Origin of the sequence: Pseudooceanicola sp. LIPI14-2-Ac024 (genome assembly GCF_042188925.1) — a bacterium.
Classification (GTDB): Bacteria; Pseudomonadota; Alphaproteobacteria; order Rhodobacterales; family Rhodobacteraceae; genus Pseudooceanicola.
The window spans coordinates 819680-837363 of sequence record NZ_CP170102.1; the positions used below are offsets into that span (position 1 = coordinate 819680).

Here is a 17684-nt window from a genome sequence, read left to right on the forward strand (position 1 = left end):
TCGGGCGCGCGACGGACCACCGGTGTATTTCGAGGAGGATAGGACATGACACAGAAGGCATTCGACAGACCCGCACGACACCGACTGCGCGGCCCGTTGGCCGCGCTTGCCATCGGGCTCGTGGCGGCAACCGGCGCCACGACGGCCGGCGCCAGCACCATGGGCACCGCCGACATGGCGACGCCGGGCATCTCGTCGTTCTCGACCTTCGGGACCAAGTGGGGATCGCCCGCCTTCGGCACCGCGGGCGGCGTCGTCACCTACAGCTATGTGCCCTTTGGCACCTCCTGCGGCGCCCTCTGCGGCGGCAGCGGCATTGTCGGCGACCTTGCCACCTTCATGCCGGTCGGGTTCGAGGCGGCCATCGACGCGGCCTTCGGCGTATGGGAGGCGGTGGCCGACATCTCCTTCGTCGAGGTAGCCGATGACGGGGCCGAGATGGGCACCGCGACCACCGGCGGCGACATCCGGCTGAGCGTCGTCGGCGTCGACGGGCCTTCGGGCACGCTGGCCTTCGCGTTCTTCCCGCCGCCGAACAGCGGCACCTCCTACGATGGTGACATCTTCTTCGATTTCCAGGAGCCGTGGAGCCTCGGCGTCGCGCCCGGCTTCTTCGACCTCTTCCTGGTCGCCGCGCACGAGATCGGGCATGCCATCGGGCTGGAACACGAGGACACCGAGCTTGCGCTGATGAACCCGATCTACAACCCGTTCCTGACCGGGCTGACGCCCGACGACATCGCGGGTGCGCAGTACATCTATGGCCCGGCTTCGGTCATTCCGCTGCCGGCGGGCCTGCCGCTCTACGCCGGGGCGCTGATGCTGGGTGCGGGGTTCGTGCTGCGCCGGCGGAAGGCGCCCGCCGACGTCGGCTAAACACATGAAAAAGGCGGGGCAAACCCCCGCCTTTGCACGTCTTTCTTTGACTGTCGCCGGATCAGACCGACACCAGCGCATCCATCAGGCCGGTGAACATCGCGCGGCCATCGGTGCCGCCATGGCCCTCGTCCGCTGCACGTTCCGGGTGCGGCATCATCCCGAGGACGCGGCGGTTTTCGCTCAGCACGCCCGCGATGTCCCCGGCCGAACCGTTCGGGTTCTCGGTGTAGGTGAAGGCGATCCGGTCCTCGCCCTCGAGCCGGGCCAGCAGTTCCGCGTCCGCCTGGTAGTTCCCGTCATGATGCGCGATCGGGATCGCCAGTTCGGTGCCCGCATTCCAGCCATGGGTGAACACGCTGTCCGAGGTGCGCACCTGCAGCGGCACCGTGCGGCAGACGTATTTCAGGTTGGCATTGCGCAGCAGCGCGCCGGGCAGCAGCCGCGTCTCTGTCAGGATCTGGAAGCCGTTGCAGACGCCAAGCGCGTAGCCGCCGCGTTCGACGTGGGTCTTCAGCTCGGCGCAAATCGGAGAATTCGCCGCGATCGCCCCGCAGCGCAGGTAATCGCCGTAGGAGAAGCCGCCCGGAACGCCCACGATATCGACGCCGTCCGGCAGCCGGGTGTCCTTGTGCCAGACCATGGTGACATCGGCCCCGGCGTTCTCGAAGGCGACCTTGAGGTCGCGGTCGCAGTTCGATCCGGGAAAGACGAGGACGGCGGCTTTCATGGCGGCGGTTCCTTTCGGAGAGGGCTGGGCTCGTCGCGCTCATACCCCCGTTTCGGGGCACGATCAATGCGGCGCGACGGACGCGTGGCGTGCCCGCGTCAGGCCCGCATGAAAAACGGGCGGCCCGTGCCGGCCGCCCGTATGACGTTTCGCATCAGGATCAGGTCTCAAGCCCCTGATCTTGCGATCTCTTACAGCCCTGCGGACTCGTCCGCGCCGAGCATCAGGTTCATGTTCTGCACCGCCGCGCCCGAGGCCCCCTTGCCCAGGTTGTCGAGTACCGCGATCAGCGTCACCGCACCGCTTTCCGGGTTGCCGTGCACCGACAGCTCCATCCGGTTTGTGCCGTTCAGGATCTGCGGCATGACCCGCGGCGCGTGGTCCGCCGCCGGCACGACCGAGACAAAATGCTCATCCGCATAGGCCGACTGCAGCGCCGCCTCGGCCGCGGCCATGCCGTCGGCACCGAGGCCCGGCAGGTGCACCGCCACCGCCATGCCCTGGGCATACTGCCCGACCGAGGGGACAAAGACCGGCACGGCGCCGAGCAGCCCGTGCAGCGCGATCTCGGGCAGGTGCTTGTGACCCTGCCCCGCGGCATAGAGGAACGACCCCTCGACCGTGCCATCCTCGAACTCGGCGATCATCGCCTTGCCGCCGCCGGTGTAGCCCGACACGCCCGAGATCGACGGCGGATTCGCCGGATCGATCACCCTAGCCGCGACCAGCGGGCGGATCAGCGCGATGGCGCAGGTCGACCAGCAGCCGGGGTTGGACACGCGGCGGGCCGACGCGATCCGGGCGCGCTGGCCGGCGTCCATCTCGGGAAAGCCGAAGACCCAGTCGGGATCGACCCGGTGCGCGGTCGAGGCATCGATGAACTTGGCCTCGTCCGGCCCGACCGCCGCGACCAGCTCTTTCGCCGCCGCATCCGGCAGGCAGAGGATCGAGACGTCGGCCTCGCGCGCGGCATCGGCGCGGGCCGAAAGCTCCTTGCGTCGGTCCTCACCCAGGCTCACCAACTCGATGTCGGAACGTGCCGTCAGCCGCTCCCGAATCTGGAGACCGGTGGTCCCCACTTCGCCGTCGATGAATACCTTCCAGGTCATTCTCTGATCCTCGTCATTGGGTGTCGTCGTCAAACACCGAACCCGGCGTCGCGTCAACCTGCCCGGAATGTGGGCAGCCGCGATCCGTGCCGCAATGTCACGTCGGCGATCGCTTGCCGGTCGGGGCGCCGCACCTATGCTCGCCGCCATGCCAGCACCGATTGCCTATCCCGAACACACCGTCCCGCACACCGCGCTCGAAGACATCCAGGGGCTGGCCATCGGCCTCCTCACGGCGGCGGTCGGGCTGACCTTTCTCACCTACCTCGGCTTCATCACCGGCCAGACGGCGGGTCTGGCACTGATCATCTCCTACGCCACCGGCTGGTCCTTCGGCCTGGTCTTCACGCTGGTCAACCTGCCGTTCTACGCCTTTGCGTGGAAGCGCATGGGGGCAGAGTTCACGCTGAAATCCATCGGTTGCGTCGTCGCGTTGTCGGTGCTGGTGGAATGGATGCCCTCGGCGATGCGGTTCGAATACCTCGATCCCATCCTCGGCACCGCGATCTTCGGCGTGCTGACCGGCTTCGGCCTGCTCGGTGTCTTTCGCCACAAGGGATCGCTGGGCGGATTGGGGGTGATCGCGCTGATCATCCAGGACCGCACCGGGTTCCGCGCGGGCTATGTCCAGCTGATCGTCGATGCGGGCCTCTTCGCCGTCGCATTCTTTCTTTTCGACAGCCGCACGGTGCTCTATTCGCTCTTCGGCGCCGTGATCCTGAACGGCGTGATCGCTTTCAACCACCGCCGCGACCGATACATCGCGAACTGAGCAGACCATGACCGACGCCACGATCCGCCCAACCACCTCCCATTCCCTGCTGGCCGATGCGCAGGGCATCCTCTTCGGCACCACCATGGCGGCCGTGGGGATCACCATCCTCACCTCGCTGGGGCTGGTCACGGGCCAGACGGCAGGCCTCGCCGTGGTGATCTCCTACGCCACCGGCTGGGGGTTCGGTCCGGTCTTCTTCGTGCTGAACATCCCGTTCTACTGGCTGGGCTATCGCCGGATCGGGCTGGCCTTCACGCTCAAGACCTTTGCCGCGGTGGCACTGCTGACGGTGCTGTCGGGCTGGCTCCCCACGGTCTTCGTGATCGACCACATCTGGACGCCCGTCGGCGCGGTGGTCTTTGGCATGATCACCGGCGCGGGGCTTCTGGCGCTTTTCCGGCACGGGGCCTCGCTGGGCGGGGTCGGGATCCTCGCGCTCTACCTGCAGGACAAGACCGGGTTCCGCGCCGGCTGGACGCAGCTGCTCTTCGATGCCGGCGTCTTTGTCTTTGCCGCCTTCGTGATCCCGATGGAAAAGCTGCTGTGGTCGGCGCTCGGCGCGCTGGTGCTCAACCTAGTCATCGCGATCAACCATCGGCGCGACTGGTACGTGGCGACCTGAGGCGCGGGTGGCCGGCTGACGCCCGCCACCCCGCCGGTCGCGCGATCAGCCGAGCTCGGTCAGCCGCTTGATCAGGCTCGACGTGTCCCAGCGGCCGCCGCCCAGTTTCTGGACGTCCTTGTAGAACTGGTCGACCAGCGCGGTGACCGGCAGGCTGGCGCCGATCTCGTCCGAGGTCGACAGGCAGATGCCAAGGTCCTTGCGCATCCAGTCGACGGCAAAGCCATGCTCGAACTCGTCCGCCAACATGGTCTTGTAGCGGTTCTGCATCTGCCACGACCCGGCGGCCCCCTGGGAAATCACCTCGACCACCTTCTCGCCGTCGAGGCCGGCCTTCTGCGCGAAATGCAGCGCCTCGGACAGGCCCTGCACCAGCCCGGCGATGGCGATCTGGTTGCACATCTTGGTCATCTGGCCCGCGCCGCTGTCGCCCAGGCGGCGGCAGATCTTGGCATAGGCGTCGATCACCGGCGCGGCCGCGTCGAAATCACCCGCGTCGCCGCCGCACATGACCGAGAGCACGCCGTTCTCGGCCCCCGCCTGCCCGCCCGAGATTGGCGCATCGACATAGCCGAGCCCCTTCTTTTTCGCGGCGCCGTAGAGCTCGGCCGTGACGCGTGCCGAGACGGTCGTGTGATCGACCAGAATCGCGCCCGGCTTCATCCCGGCAAAGGCCCCGTCCTCGCCTGCACAAACGGCGCGCAGATCGTCGTCGTTGCCGACACAGGTCATCACGAAATCGGCACCCTCGGCAGCCTCTTTCGGCGTCGGCGCCCAGGCCCCGCCGTGCTCCTTCACCCAGGCTTCGGCCTTTGCGGCCGTGCGGTTATAGACCGTCACCTCGTGCCCCTTCGCTGCGAGATGCCCGGCCATCGGATAGCCCATGACGCCCAGTCCGATGAATGCTAGCTTGGCCATGCCTTTTCCCCTCTCTGTCGATGTCCTAGAAGACTTGTCGGGCCAGGACCGGAATGGCAAGGGCCGGGGGACAAGGGACGACGTATGGGAACGGTATTTCGCTGGTTGCTGCGCATTGCGGGAGGGATGGTCATCCTGGCCGTCATCGCGGTGCTCGGGGTCTATTACCTCGCCTCGCGCAGCCTGCCGACCTATGACAAGACCCGCGCGGTCGAGGGGCTTTCGGCCGAGGTCGAGATCGTCCGCGACAATGCCAACGTCCCGCACATCTTCGGCGCGACGGATGACGACGTGTTCTTTGCCCTCGGCTATGCCCATGCCCAGGACCGGCTGTGGCAGATGATCACCATGCGCCGCAGCGTGCAGGGCCGGCTGAGCGAGGTGTTCGGCACCCGCACCGTCGCCTTCGACAAGCTGATGCGCCGGCTCGACCTCTACACGCTCGCCCGCAAATCCGTCGCGGCGCAGGACGAAGAGACGATGCAGATCCTGCGCGCCTATGCCGACGGGGTGAACGCGCGGCTCGACGAGATCAACGAAGGCGCGCTTGGCCGCGGGGCGCCCGAGATGTTCCTGTTCAACGCCCCCGTCGCGCCCTGGCAGCCGGCGGATTCCCTGGCGATCGTCAAGCTGATGGCGCTGCAGCTGTCCGGTCAGCTGGGCGAGGAGGTGCAGCGCGCCCGCGTGTCCCTGACCCTGCCCGAGCCCGACATGATCCGCGACATCATGCCTGACGCGCCGGGCAAGGGGATCGCCGCCCTGCCCGCCTACGCCAGCCTCTTTCCCGGCATCGCGCCCAGCTTTGCCGCGGCCGACTACTCCGCCGACCCGCTGTCGCCGGTGCGCCCGCCGAACCTGGCCGGGGCGTCGAACGGCTTTGCCGCGGATGCCTCGCGCTCGGCCTCGGGTGCGACGCTGCTGGCGAACGATCCGCACCTCGGGCTGACCGCGCCCGCGATCTGGTACCTCGCCCGGCTCGAGCTTTCGACCGGCGGCGTCATCGGCGGCACCATTCCGGGCATGCCCGTCGTCCTCGTCGGGCGCAGCGCGCAACTTGGCTGGGGCGTGACATCGTCGTACCTCGACGACCAGGACGTGCATATCGAACGGCTGAACCCCGAGAACCCCGAGGAATACCAGACCCCCGACGGCTGGAAGACCTTCGAGTCGCGCGATTCCATCATCACGGTGAAGGATCAGACCTCGATCACCCTGCGCCTGAGGTGGAGCGAGAATGGCCCGGTCCTCTCGGGTGCCGACTACAATCTGGCCGACATCACGCCGGCGGGCCACGTCGCCTCGGTCTCGTGGACTGCGCTGTCGGACGCGGACACCTCGCTGGCCGCGGGGCTCAGGCTGATGCGCGCGCCGGACCGGGCCACCGCCATCGCAGCGATGGAGAGCTATGTCGCGCCGTCCCAGAACCTGATCCTGGTCGATGCCGACGGGATCGCGATGAAGACCATCGGCGCCATGCCGCGCCGCGCGGCCAACCACGACACGCAGGGCCGCATGCCCTCGCGCGGGTGGGAGGCGCAGAACATCTGGCAGGGCATGCTGCCCTATTCGTCGAACCCGGAGTTCGTCGATCCCTCGGGCGGGCTCCTCGCCAACACCAACAACAAGATCCTCGACCGCCCCTTCCCGCTGCATGTCTCGTTCGACTGGGGCGACACCCAGCGGATCCAGCGGCTGGAACGGCTGATGAACACCCGCCAGGTCCACACCCGCGACAGCTTCATCGAGGCACAGCTCGACACCGTGTCCTACACCGCCCGTTCGCTCCTGCCGCTGATCGGGGCGGACCTGTGGTTCACCGGAGAGGCCGCGCCCGACGGCACCCCGGAACGCCTGCGCCAGCGCGCCCTGCAACTGCTGGCGGAATGGAACGGCGAGATGAACGAACACCTGCCGGAGCCGCTGATCTACGACGCCTGGGTGCGCGCCCTGCAGCAACGGCTGATCCAGGATGACCTCGGGCCGCTCGCCAAGGACTTTCGCCATGTCGATCCGATCTTCATCGAACGGGTCTACCGCGACATCGACGGGGCGTCGAAATGGTGCGACGTCCGCCAGTCCGGCCCGACCGAGACCTGCACCGACATCGCGCGCATGGCGCTGGACGATGCGCTGGTCTGGATCTCGGAAACCTACGGCACGGCGCTGGAATCGCTCCGATGGGGCGACGCGCACCAGGCGGCGCAGGACCACCCGGTTCTGGGCAACGTGCCGATCCTCAAGCATTTCGTGAACATCCGCCAGTCGACCAGCGGCGGCGACAACACCCTGATGCGCGGCGCAACCAAGGGCGGGCTGGGGATGGACGCCTTCCTGAACGTGCACGCGGCGGGTTATCGCGGAGTCTATGACTTTGCCGATCCCGACAGCTCGGTCTTCGTGATCTCGACCGGGCAGTCGGGCCATCCGCTGTCGCGGCATTACGACGACCTGGCCCAGCTCTGGCGGCGCGGCGAATACATCCCGATGTCGCTCGACGCGGACCTGGCGCGGGCGGCGGCGGTCGGTGTCACGCACCTGGTGCCGGCGCGCTAGCTCTGGGCTTTCCGCGCGGCCGCGCTAGGGTGCACCCCGAACCGTGAAGGAGCCTCGCATGAGCAATGTTCGCCTCGGCCGCACCGGCCTGATGATTTCGCCCGTGGTCTTCGGCTGCAACGTCTTCGGCTGGACCGTGGATGAAGCCGCCTCGCACGACCTGCTGGACCGCATGGTCGACCAGGGCATCACGACGCTCGACACCGCCGACGTCTACAACCGCTGGGTCGAGGGGCATTCCGGCGGCGAGAGCGAGACGATCATCGGAACATGGCTGGCCGCAAACCCGTCGCGCCGCGACCAGGTCCAGATCATCACCAAGGTCGGTGGCCCGATGCCCGACGGCGGCGGGTTGTCGGCCAAGTGGATCGAAACCGAGGTCGAGAATTCGCTCCGCCGCCTGCAGACCGACCGGATCGACCTCTACTTCTCGCACCGGCCCGATGCCGAGACGCCGCACGAAGAGACGCTGGCCGCCTACCAGCGCCTGATCGACGCGGGCAAGGTCCGGTCCATCGGCGCGTCGAACTTCGACGCCAGGCTGATGCAGGCGGCCGAGGCGGCGGCGGGGCTGACGCCCTACGGCGCGCAGCAGCCGGAATACAACCTCTTCACCCGCGACGTCTTCGAAGGCGCGCTGCAGGACTTCTGCGCCGCGCACGACGTCGGCGTGATCCCCTTCTACGGCCTCGCCGCCGGGTTCCTGACCGGCAAGTACCGCACCGAGGCCGACCTGAAAGGCCCGCGCGGCGAACGCACCATCGCGCGGTTCCTGAACGACCGGGGGCTGAAGATCCTGGCCGCGATGGACGCGGTGGCGGACGAGACCGGCGCCGCCCATGCCGAGATCGCGCTGGCCTGGCTGCGGCAGAAGCCGGGCGTCACCGCGCCGATCGCCTCGGCCACGTCGGAGCGGCAGCTGGCGAGCCTGGTCACGGCGATGACGCTGGAGCTGTCGGACGCGGCGATGGCGCAGCTGGACGCCGCCGGCGCCTAAAGCGGAGAGACCCGGGGGCCTTGCCCCCGGACCCCCAGGATACATGGACCAGGGGAAGGAGGGCGGGCGCGGCGCTCAGAGCCGGTTGAAGCGCGCTTCCTGCACCGGCGTCCAGTAGACGCGGAAGTGCTGGCCGGTCTCGGTCTGCTCTTCCGCCACCACGACGTTCTGATCGTAGAGCCAGGCGCGCTTGCGGCCGTCGGCGAAGGCCAGGTCGAACTCGGCCTCGTGGCGCAGGCCGGACAGCCGGTCGGTCACCAGGGACAGCAGCGCGTCGATCCCCTCGCCCGTGACGGCCGAGATCGCCAGCGTGTCCTCCTCGCGCGTGGCGCGGCCTTCGAGCACGGCGCGCGCCTCGTCGGGGACGAGGTCGATCTTGTTCCAGACCTCGATCACCGGCACCTCTTCGTCAAGTCCGAGGGTCTGCAGGATGTCGGCCACGTCCTGGGCCTGCTCTTCGGTCTCGGGATGCGAGATGTCGCGCACGTGCAGGACGAAATCGGCCTCGAGCACCTCTTCCAGCGTGGCGCGGAAGGCCGCGACCAGCTGGGTCGGCAGCTGCGAGATGAAGCCCACCGTGTCTGACAGGATCACCTCGGGCCCGTCGGGCAGCCGGACCCGGCGCATCGTCGGGTCGAGCGTGGCAAAGAGCATGTCCTTGGCCAGCACGCGCGCGCCGGTCAGCCGGTTGAAGAGCGTCGACTTGCCCGCGTTGGTATAGCCGACGAGCGCCACGATCGGGAACGGCACCTTGGCGCGGGCGGCGCGGTGCAGCTCGCGCGTCTTGACCACGCGGTCGAGCTGCCGGCGCAGGCGGGTGAGCTGTTCGTCGATGGCGCGGCGGTCGGCCTCGATCTGGGTCTCGCCGGGGCCACCGACAAAGCCGAGCCCGCCGCGCTGCCGTTCGAGGTGGGTCCAGGCCCGGACCAGCCGGGTGCGCTGGTAGGCCAGCGCCGCCATCTCGACCTGCAGCACGCCTTCACGGGTGCGGGCGCGGTCCGAGAAGATCTCGAGGATCAGGCCGGTCCGGTCGAGGAGCTTGACCCCCCATTTCTTTTCCAGGTTGCGCTGCTGGACCGGCGTGACCGGGCCGTCGACCAGGACAAGCCCGACCTCGGCCGCCTGCAGGCGCGCCTTGATCTCTTCGATCTTGCCCGATCCGAACAGGGTCGCGGGCACGGGCTTGGCAAGGCGCACGATCTCGGATCCCACGACCTCGAGGCCCGGCAGCGCGACGGCCAGGGCCTCGGCCTCGGCCAGCGCATAGGGCGCCTCGTGACGCCGCTCTTCGCGGGTCAGGTCAGGATGGATGATCCAGGCGCGCGTTGTGGCCTGATCCTCGGGCGTCAAGACTCGCCTTCGCCCTCGTAGAGGCTGATCGGCTGCGACGGCATGATGGTCGAAATCGCGTGCTTGTAGACAAGCTGGGATTGGCCATCGCGGCGCAGCAACACGCAGAAGTTGTCAAACCAGGTGATGACGCCCTGAAGCTTCACACCGTTGATGAGGAAGATCGTTACCGGAACCTTGGTCTTGCGAACGTGATTCAGGAAAGCGTCCTGAAGATTCTGTCGGTCAGATGCCATTCGGTAAAATGCCTTTATTCTTGCTCTTGCCGCGTTTCGGCTGTCCCTCGTGTTCCTCCAATATGAATTGGCGGGAACGGACTTTCCAGAGGAAAACCAGTCTACCCGTCGCACGGGAGCGATTTTTCGTCAATCGCGCCATAAGTCGGGGTTGAGCAGCGCGATGATGGCGACCAGCTCAAGCCGGCCGAGGATCATCACCACGCAGAGCACGTATTTCGACGCATCGCCCAGTGCTGCCAGGTCGATCGGCGCCTCGGCCGCCAGCCGCATGATCGGGCCGGTCGTGGTCAGGGCTGCGATCGCCAGCGCCATCGCATCCTCGAAGGTCGACCCCAGTAGCGCCAGCAGCGCGGTAGCCGCCGCCAACGTCATCGCGAAGAGCATGAAGAAGATCCAGGCCTGGAACGCCCCGTGCCGCCGCATCCGGCGGTTCATCGCGCCCGCACCGCTGATCGAATGCGGGTGCACCAGCCGCTCGAGCTCGCGCAGGCCCGCGAGGTAGAGCGCGAAGACGCGCAGGAGCTTGACCCCGCCCGCGGTGGTCGCGACGCCGCCGCCGACCATGGCGAGGCCCATCAGGATCATCCCCGGCGTGCCGAGGCCGGACCAGGCCTGCGCCGTGTCCCATTCCGCGCTTTCGAAGCCGGTGGTGGTCAGGAACGACAAAGTCGTGAAGAACCCGCCCCAGAGCGCGCGGATGCCGACGCCGAATTCCTCGGCCGCGTTGACCTCGAACGCGGCGACCCAGTGGCGGATGAACATCAGGAGCGGCACGACGATCACCAGCGCGATGCCCATGCGGAATTCCGGGTCGCGCCAGATCGCCTGCCGCGAATTCGACGTGTCGGTGGAAAAGGTCATCCGCGACAGGGCAAAGACCATGAAGAGGAAGATCACCATTTCACCGCCGATGCCGGAGCCGGCGTACTGCGTGCCCCCAACCGGGGAAATGCCGCTGGTCGCCATCGTCGACATCGCGTGGCAGAGCGCGGTCAGAGGCCGGTCGCCGAGGATCAGGAGGAACATCCAGAGCGCGCCGGTCAGGCCCACGTAGATCGGCGTGAGGCGGCCCGCGATGGTCAGCGTGCGGCGCACGGTGCCCGCGCGTTCGAACCGGTCGAGACGGGTGCGGGCGTCGCGCTCGGCCACGGCTGACGTCACCTCGAACCCGCCGAGCGAGAGCGGCGCGAGGACGGCTGCCGCGGCCACCCAGACCAGCAGCCCGCCCATCCAGCCGACCTGCGCGCGCCACAGGTGCAGCGTTGGCGGCAGCCGGTCGGGGGTGAAGAGCGTGGCCCCGGTGGTGGTGAAGCTCGATACCATCTCGAAGTAGGCGTTGAGAAAGGTGGTCGTGCGCAGCGCATCGTGGAATGGCACGGCCAGCATCACCGGCAGCAGCACGAAGGCGGCCAGCAGAGCCTGCAGCGCGCCAAGGTCCTGCTTGTACTTGCGCGGCGGGCGGGAGCCGCGGGCCAGCGCGATCAGGAAGGTCAGCGCCAGCGCCAAGAGGCCGGTGTAGAAGAAGCTGCGCGCGACCGCGTGATCCCTGAGCGCCAGCGCGTGGCCGGCCGGGATCATCATCGACAGCGCCAGGACCCCCGTCAGCAACAGGAAGATCGGCTGATCTTTCAGGCTGAACCGCATGGCCCTAGAAATAGTCGATCGAGACCTGCAACAGGCGCTCGACTTCGGGAACGTCCGCGGTGAGGGCGAAGATGACGATCACGTCGCCCTCTTCGACCCGCGTCGCGCCCGTGGGTTTCACCACCTTGTCGCCCTTGAGGATCGCGCCGATGAGCACGCCTTCGGGGAAATCGATGTCGCGGATCGACCGGCCCGAGATCGGCGAGGTCGACAGCACCTCGGCCTCGATCACCTCGGCCTCGGCATCGCCGATGGAATAGACGCCGCGCACCCGCCCGTGCCGGATGTGACGCAGGATCGAGCTGACGGTGGTGCTGCGCGGGTTGATGTAGGCGTCGATCCCGAGCGGCCCGAGGAGCGGCGTCAGCGTCGGGTCGTTGATCAGCGCGATCGCCATCGGGCAGCCCTGGCTCTTGGCGCGGACAGAGGCCAGCAGGTTCGTCTTGTCGTCGTCGGTGACGGCGAGGATCGCGTCGGCCCGGCCGACGCCCGCCTCGGCCAAGAGCGCGCTGTCGAGGCCGTCGCCGTTCAGCACGATGGTGCGTTCCAGCGCGTCGGCGGCGCGTTCGGCGTTGCGGCGGTCCTTCTCGATCACCTTGGCACGGATCCGGCGGGTGCTCTCCTCGAGCGCCTTCGCCACGGCGAGGCCGACGTTGCCGCCGCCGATGATGACCACCCGCTCCTGCCGCTTGGTCGACTTGCCAAAGACCTCGAGCGTGCGGGACACGTCCGAGCGTTCGACGAAGACGTAGCATTCGTCGCCGGTGAAGAGCTGGTCGTCAGGTTCGGGCGCAAAGAGACGCCCTTCGCGGCGGATGCCGACGACGACCGCGCGCAGGGTCGAGAAGAGGTCAGTCAGCTGGCGCAGCGGCGTGTTGACGACCGGGCAGTCCTCGTCGATCTGCAGGCCGAGAAGCTGGGCGCGCCCGCCGAGGAAGTTCTCGGTGTCGAAGGCCGCCGGGGCCGAAAGGCGCTGCAGCGCGGCCTCGGCCACCTCGCGTTCGGGCGAGATCACCACGTCGATCGGCATGTGGTCGCGGCGGTAGAGGTCGGAATAGATCGCGTCGAGGTAGGATTTCGCCCTGAGCCGCGCGATCTTGCGCGGGATGGCAAAGATCGAGTGGGCAACCTGGCAGGTCACCATGTTGACCTCGTCCGAATGGGTCGCGGCGATGATCATGTCCGCGTCGCGGGCCCCGGCCCGGTCCAGGATGTCGGGATACGAGGCAAAACCGGCGATGCCCTGCACGTCCAGCGTATCGGTCGCGCGCGCCACGAGGTCAGGGTTGTTGTCGACCACGGTGACGTCGTTGTTCTCGCCCGAAAGATGGCGGGCGATCTGCCAACCGACCTGCCCTGCGCCGCAGATGATGACCTTCATCAAGTCGTCCTGTTGGATGCTTCAAGAGCAGAAGACGGGCCCGACCGCTGCGGCAGGGGCCCGTGGGCCTTGTGCATGACAGATGGTCCGGAGGTGGTCAAATGAATTTGTAAACCGCCGGGCGTGCAGCATAATCGCTGCATGATTGACGCGATTCCATTCCGTTTCGCAGGCACCGTGGCGGCCTTCCTGCTGCTCGTCGGCTGCACCGAAACGATCTATTACCAGGCCGGGACCACGACCGACGCCGCCCGCCGGGACGAGGTCGAATGCGGCCGTATTGCGCTGCAGCAGGCCCCGGTCGAACGCGAGGCAGAGTTCATTCCCGGCGACATTTTCCCCGGCCCGATCATCTGCGACAAGAATAACAACTGCCGCCGCGGGCCGCCGACCGTCACGCCGGACCGCCTGGTCACCCGCGACGTGAACGAGGACCTGCGCGCGCTGATCACCCGGCAGTGCATGGCCGACCGCGGCTACCAGAAGCTGGCCCTGCCGATCTGTTCCGACGCGGTCGCATCCTCGGTCGCGCCGCAGATCACCACGACGATGCCGGACCTGACCAACAACGCATGCGTGATCCGGCGCGGGGCCGGCAACTTCCAGATCGTGCCCTGACACGCGCGATCCGGACGGGGGTGCCGCGCGTCAGGCGCGCAGGCGCTGGCCGTCGGGATCGAAGGGCGGCGCGGGCAGGATGCGGGCGGCATGCGGGCGCCCGAGGATCATTACCTCAACCTCGTCTCCGGGGACGACATCCCTGACGAAGCCAAGCGCGAGCGATGCGCCGACCGAGTAGCCGTAGGCGCCCGAGGTGACGCGGCCAACGCCCCTGCCCTTGTGAAAGATCGGCTCCCCGCCGGTGGCATCCGCCGCCTCGGCCGCGACCTCGATCAGGACGAGCGTTTCGCGCGCGGGCTTCTGCATCACCTCTGACGCCGCATCGCGGTTGAGAAACGGCTTGTCGAGCTTGACGAGGCGGTCGAGCCCGACCTCCTGCGGCCAGTACTCGGGGCTGTACTCGCGCGACCAGGAGCCATAGCCCTTCTCGATCCGAAGTGCCATCAGCGCCCGGCTGCCGACCGGGCCCGCGCCATGGGGTTCCGCGGCCCCGAGGAGCGCGGAGTAGAGGCGCGGCTGGTCCGCCGCGGCACAGTGCAGCTCCCACCCCAGGTCGCCGGTGAAAGACACACGCAGCGCCATGACCTCGACCCCCGCAAGCGTGATCCGGGCGGAGCGCATGAAGGGAAAATCGGCGGTGGCGAGCGAGGTGTTGGTCAGACTTTGCAGGATCTCGCGCGATTTCGGCCCGGCCACGTTGAAACCGCAGACCGCCCCTGTGAGTGAGGTGAAAGTTGTCCCCGCGGGCAGCGGCACGGCACGGAAGTAGCGTTGGTGATAGCGTTCGGCCATGCCGGACCCGATCACCCAGAGCTCGTCCTCGGCCAGTCGGGTGACGGTGAAATCGCCCGCGATCCCCCCGCGCTTCGAGATCAGCGGCGTCAGGCAGGACCGGCCGACCTTCGCGGGCATCCGGTTGGCAAAGAGCGCGTTCAGCCAGTCCTCGGCCCCGGGACCCTTCACGCGGTACTTGGCAAAGTTCGAGATGTCGATGATGCCTGCCGCCTCGCGCAGCATCCGCGCCTCCTGCCCCACGGGTTCCCACCAGTTCTGGCGGGTGAACCCGTTGGTGTCGGTGGCGCCGGGCGCATCGGCGAACCAGAGCGGGTGTTCCCAGCCGTAGTTCAGGCCGAAGACCGCGCCCATGTCGCGCTGCATCTCGTAGACCGGGCGCGTGCGCACCGGGCGGCCCGCCGCGCGCTCCTCGTTCGGGAAGTGGATCGAGAAGCGGTGCGCGTATTGGTCGGCGACCCGGGCCTTGGTGAAATCCTTCCCGGCCCAGTGCCCGAAGCGGGCCACGTCCCAGCCGAAGAGGTCCATCTTCGACTCGCCCTCGACCATCCACTCGGCCGCCGCCAGCCCCATACCACCCGATTGCGAGAAGCCGGGGATGATGCCGCAGCAGGCGAAATAGCCCGTCAGTTCCGGCACCGGACCGAAGAGGACGTTCGAATCCGGCGACCAGATCATCGGGCCGTTGATCACCCGCTTCACCCCGGCCTCGCCCGCCGCGGGCACCCGAGCGATGGCGCGCAACATGTTCTCTTCGATCCGGTCGAGGTCGTCGGCGAAAAGCTCGTGGCCAAAGCCTTGCGGCGTGCCGTCCTCGGCCCAGAACCGCATGTCGCGCTCGTAGGCGCCGATCAGCAGGCCCTTGCCCTCCTGCCGCAGGTAATACTCTCCGTCGCGGTCCGCGACCGACGGCAGGCGGCGATCCATCGCGGCGATCTGCGGGATCGTCTCGGTCACGAAATACTGGTGCTCGGTCGGGATCAGCGGCAGCTCCAGCCCCGCCATCGCCGCCACCTCGCGCGCCCAGAGGCCGGCGGCGTTGACCACCCAGGGCGTGGCGATATCGACCTTGGGCGTGCGCACGATCCAGGTGCCGTCGGGCTGCTGTTCGGTCGCGGTGACGGGGGTGAAGCGGTGGATCTCCGCCCCCCTTTGCCGCGCGCCCGTCGCATAGGCATTGGTCACGCCCGACGGATCGACATTGCCGCCGTCGGGTTCGAACATGATGCAACGGATACCGTCGAAATCGACCAGCGGGTGCAGGCGCTCGGCCTCGGTGCGCGAGACCTCGTGAAAGTTCATGCCGTAGAGCTTGGCCTTGGCCGCCTGCAGCCGCAGCTGATGCTCGCGGTTCTCGGTTTGGGCGAGGTAGAGCGATCCCGGCTGGAACACGCCGCAGCCCTGCCCGGTCTCGGCCTCGAGTTCCTTGTAGAGCTGCATCGTGTAGTGCTGGATCCGAGAGATGTTGGTGCTGTCGTGCAGCCCGTGGATGTTGGCGGCGGCATGCCAGGTCGAGCCGCTCGTCAGTTCGTCCCGCTCAAGCAGGACGACGTCGGACCAGCCAAGCTTGGCCAGGTGGTAGAGGATCGAGCATCCGATGACGCCGCCACCGATGACGACAGCCTGGGCATGGGTCTTCATTCTGGGTCCTTCCCCGTGATCGGGGCCAGACTGGCGCAGCCGCGCGCGGGCAGATGTTCCGATCCCGACGCATCGCGTCGCTCATGGGCAAGGCGTGCGCTATTCTGCGCGCAGGCGCTCCAACTCCTCCGGACGCAGCGCGTCGGCCGCGCGGGCCTCGGCGGTGGCGATCAGCTCATCCGCCGCGCGTGACAGGACAGGATCGGGATGCCCCGCCATCGCCCTGAGCGACCGGCGCAGGGCGCGGTGCACCTCGAAGAACCCCGCGCCGTCCCGCGCCACCGGGACCAGGGCCCGGTTCAGGGCCGCGGCCACGTCGAGGACCGGCAGGTACAGGCGGTCGTACTCCAGCGGCTTGCCGCCATGTGCCTCGGGATAGGACAGCGTGATCCGCGCCATGCGTCGGGTCATGTCGATGGCGGTGCCCGGGTCGTTGATGCCCGGCGACAGCGCGCGGCTGGCGACCTCGGACAGGCAGAGCAGCCCGAATTCGGGATCCTGCGCATAGTTCCTGAGCGTGCCGAGCGCGAGGTTCGCGCGCACCTTGTCGTCGAAATCCGCGTCGCCGCCATCGGTCCGGGCCAGCACCTCGCCCCGGTGCACGAAATCGCCGACCGGACGAACGATCCAGAGCCGAGCCTCCGCCGCCTCGGCCGCCGCCTGCAGCCGGTCCTGGTAGATCTGCTGGAGGTAGCCGCTTTCCTCGGCCCGGATCGCACGCGCTGCCTCCGGCACGGGGCCCAGCGGGTGGCCGCCAAGCGCCGGCCAGTCCGCGCGCAACCTCCAGGCGGCGGTCGTCTCCTCCTCGATCCGCTTGCCGGTCTCGATGAGCGAGCCGAAGAGTTCCAGGTGCCCGATCCAGCGGATGATCGCCACGACCACCAGCAGCGCCACCGCCAGCGTCATGCCGAAGAGGACCAGCAATTCCTCGCCCTTGAACACCTCTGTCTCGCGCAGGGTGATGGCGATGAGCGCATAGATGTAGGCGCCGACGAAGGTGGCCAGAACCGTGTGGGTCGTCGTGTCCTGCAGCAGGATCTGGTGCGCCCGCGGGGTCCAGAGGCTCGACACCGAACGATGCGTCGCCGCCATCACGGTCAGCGAAAACGTCGTGACGGTGAGCATCGAGGTGGCGATGATCTCGAGGATCGTGTCCACCGCCCCCGCGCCCACCTTGTAGCTGATGCCGTCGGGGATCAGCGCGCCGAAGAGTTTCGCCAGCACGATGGCCAGCACGGCCAGCAGCGCGATCAGGATGACGCGCACCACCAGCAACCGGGAGAAGTCATGCGCCTTGCGCAACAGTGTCGGGATCATCCGGTGTCCTTTTGCAGCGGGTGATCAACGACATAGCGGTAGGTCACCGGCAATCCAGCCACTTGCCCGCGCGCGACACATCCTGTCGCAATCGGGCTGGCGTTCCCGCCACGCCCGTC

At 67.9% G+C, this 17684-nt stretch carries 15 protein-coding genes; 6 read left to right on the forward strand and 9 right to left on the reverse strand.

The features are described 5' to 3' along the window. The first annotated feature begins 45 nt into the window (after positions 1-45). Positions 46-876 (forward strand): matrixin family metalloprotease, encoded by an 831-nt coding sequence (locus tag ACE2AC_RS03990; protein ID WP_375690833.1) that lies wholly within the window; start codon positions 46-48, stop codon positions 874-876. A 61-nt stretch (positions 877-937) separates the two neighbouring features. Here ACE2AC_RS03990 and purQ read toward each other — a convergent pair whose 3' ends face one another. Then, positions 938-1606: a phosphoribosylformylglycinamidine synthase subunit PurQ gene (purQ, locus tag ACE2AC_RS03995; RefSeq protein ID WP_375690834.1), complete on the reverse strand. Its 669-nt coding sequence runs from the start codon at positions 1604-1606 to the stop codon at positions 938-940. A 191-nt stretch (positions 1607-1797) separates the two neighbouring features. Further along, the gene (gene argC / locus ACE2AC_RS04000) at positions 1798-2715 is read right to left on the reverse strand and encodes an N-acetyl-gamma-glutamyl-phosphate reductase (RefSeq protein WP_375690835.1); all 918 of its coding nucleotides are present in this window, start codon (positions 2713-2715) and stop codon (positions 1798-1800) included. 148 nt (positions 2716-2863) lie between these two features. On the opposite strand from argC, the gene ACE2AC_RS04005 reads away from it, so the two are divergent. Beyond that, positions 2864-3487, forward strand: coding sequence for a YitT family protein (locus tag ACE2AC_RS04005; RefSeq protein ID WP_375690836.1), 624 nt, complete (start codon positions 2864-2866; stop codon positions 3485-3487). Positions 3488-3494: 7 nt separating this feature from the next. Then, positions 3495-4112, forward strand: coding sequence for a YitT family protein (locus ACE2AC_RS04010; protein WP_375690837.1), 618 nt, complete (start codon positions 3495-3497; stop codon positions 4110-4112). A gap of 45 nt (positions 4113-4157) precedes the next feature. Here ACE2AC_RS04010 and ACE2AC_RS04015 read toward each other — a convergent pair whose 3' ends face one another. Then, positions 4158-5030 (reverse strand): NAD(P)-dependent oxidoreductase, encoded by an 873-nt coding sequence (locus ACE2AC_RS04015; RefSeq protein WP_375690838.1) that lies wholly within the window; start codon positions 5028-5030, stop codon positions 4158-4160. Positions 5031-5114: 84 nt separating this feature from the next. Between ACE2AC_RS04015 and ACE2AC_RS04020 the strand changes: the two genes are divergently transcribed. Both ACE2AC_RS04020 and ACE2AC_RS04025 read left to right on the forward strand, forming a co-directional pair. Next, a complete protein-coding gene (locus tag ACE2AC_RS04020) occupies positions 5115-7583 on the forward strand; it encodes a penicillin acylase family protein (RefSeq protein ID WP_375690839.1) in 2469 nt (822 codons plus the stop codon). A gap of 58 nt (positions 7584-7641) precedes the next feature. Then, a complete protein-coding gene (locus ACE2AC_RS04025) occupies positions 7642-8580 on the forward strand; it encodes an aldo/keto reductase (RefSeq protein ID WP_375690840.1) in 939 nt (312 codons plus the stop codon). A 75-nt stretch (positions 8581-8655) separates the two neighbouring features. On the opposite strand, the gene hflX is transcribed toward ACE2AC_RS04025, so the two are convergent. The 4 genes from hflX to trkA form a co-directional block, all read right to left on the reverse strand. Continuing rightward, complete coding sequence (gene hflX / locus ACE2AC_RS04030) at positions 8656-9930, reverse strand: GTPase HflX (RefSeq protein WP_375690841.1); 1275 nt, start codon at positions 9928-9930, stop codon at positions 8656-8658. Beyond that, positions 9927-10166: an RNA chaperone Hfq gene (gene hfq, locus ACE2AC_RS04035; protein WP_028285823.1), complete on the reverse strand. Its 240-nt coding sequence runs from the start codon at positions 10164-10166 to the stop codon at positions 9927-9929. Before hfq ends, hflX begins: the two co-directional genes overlap by 4 nt. 129 nt (positions 10167-10295) lie before the next feature. Continuing rightward, the gene (locus ACE2AC_RS04040) at positions 10296-11813 is read right to left on the reverse strand and encodes a potassium transporter TrkG (RefSeq protein WP_375690842.1); all 1518 of its coding nucleotides are present in this window, start codon (positions 11811-11813) and stop codon (positions 10296-10298) included. A gap of 4 nt (positions 11814-11817) precedes the next feature. Then, positions 11818-13194 carry a Trk system potassium transporter TrkA gene (gene trkA / locus ACE2AC_RS04045; protein ID WP_375690843.1) on the reverse strand — a complete coding sequence of 459 codons (1377 nt, stop codon included), beginning with the start codon at positions 13192-13194 and terminating at the stop codon, positions 11818-11820. Positions 13195-13335: 141 nt separating this feature from the next. Here trkA and ACE2AC_RS04050 point away from each other — a divergent pair, with 141 nt between their 5' ends. Then, positions 13336-13812, forward strand: a complete 477-nt coding sequence (locus ACE2AC_RS04050; protein ID WP_375690844.1) for a hypothetical protein — start codon at positions 13336-13338, stop codon at positions 13810-13812. Positions 13813-13842: 30 nt separating this feature from the next. Here ACE2AC_RS04050 and ACE2AC_RS04055 read toward each other — a convergent pair whose 3' ends face one another. Both ACE2AC_RS04055 and ACE2AC_RS04060 read right to left on the reverse strand, forming a co-directional pair. Beyond that, the gene (locus ACE2AC_RS04055) at positions 13843-16248 is read right to left on the reverse strand and encodes an FAD-dependent oxidoreductase (protein WP_375690845.1); all 2406 of its coding nucleotides are present in this window, start codon (positions 16246-16248) and stop codon (positions 13843-13845) included. Between the two features lie 99 nt (positions 16249-16347). After that, positions 16348-17565, reverse strand: coding sequence for a DUF2254 domain-containing protein (locus ACE2AC_RS04060; RefSeq protein WP_375690846.1), 1218 nt, complete (start codon positions 17563-17565; stop codon positions 16348-16350). Between the last annotated feature and the right edge of the window lie 119 nt (positions 17566-17684).

Excerpts from the sequence above, each read along its gene's own strand:
- argC (WP_375690835.1), bottom strand. The coding sequence starts at position 2,715 with ATGACCTGGAAGGTATTCATCGACGGCGAAGTGGGGACCACCGGTCTC.
- ACE2AC_RS04005 (WP_375690836.1), top strand. The coding sequence starts at position 2,864 with ATGCCAGCACCGATTGCCTATCCCGAACACACCGTCCCGCACACCGCG.
- hfq (WP_028285823.1), bottom strand. The coding sequence starts at position 10,166 with ATGGCATCTGACCGACAGAATCTTCAGGACGCTTTCCTGAATCACGTT.
- ACE2AC_RS03990 (WP_375690833.1), top strand. The coding sequence starts at position 46 with ATGACACAGAAGGCATTCGACAGACCCGCACGACACCGACTGCGCGGC.
- ACE2AC_RS04025 (WP_375690840.1), top strand. The coding sequence starts at position 7,642 with ATGAGCAATGTTCGCCTCGGCCGCACCGGCCTGATGATTTCGCCCGTG.
- ACE2AC_RS04050 (WP_375690844.1), top strand. The coding sequence starts at position 13,336 with ATGATTGACGCGATTCCATTCCGTTTCGCAGGCACCGTGGCGGCCTTC.
- ACE2AC_RS04055 (WP_375690845.1), bottom strand. The coding sequence starts at position 16,248 with ATGAAGACCCATGCCCAGGCTGTCGTCATCGGTGGCGGCGTCATCGGA.
- purQ (WP_375690834.1), bottom strand. The coding sequence starts at position 1,606 with ATGAAAGCCGCCGTCCTCGTCTTTCCCGGATCGAACTGCGACCGCGAC.
- ACE2AC_RS04010 (WP_375690837.1), top strand. The coding sequence starts at position 3,495 with ATGACCGACGCCACGATCCGCCCAACCACCTCCCATTCCCTGCTGGCC.
- ACE2AC_RS04040 (WP_375690842.1), bottom strand. The coding sequence starts at position 11,813 with ATGCGGTTCAGCCTGAAAGATCAGCCGATCTTCCTGTTGCTGACGGGG.
- trkA (WP_375690843.1), bottom strand. The coding sequence starts at position 13,194 with ATGAAGGTCATCATCTGCGGCGCAGGGCAGGTCGGTTGGCAGATCGCC.
- ACE2AC_RS04060 (WP_375690846.1), bottom strand. The coding sequence starts at position 17,565 with ATGATCCCGACACTGTTGCGCAAGGCGCATGACTTCTCCCGGTTGCTG.
- ACE2AC_RS04020 (WP_375690839.1), top strand. The coding sequence starts at position 5,115 with ATGGGAACGGTATTTCGCTGGTTGCTGCGCATTGCGGGAGGGATGGTC.
- ACE2AC_RS04015 (WP_375690838.1), bottom strand. The coding sequence starts at position 5,030 with ATGGCCAAGCTAGCATTCATCGGACTGGGCGTCATGGGCTATCCGATG.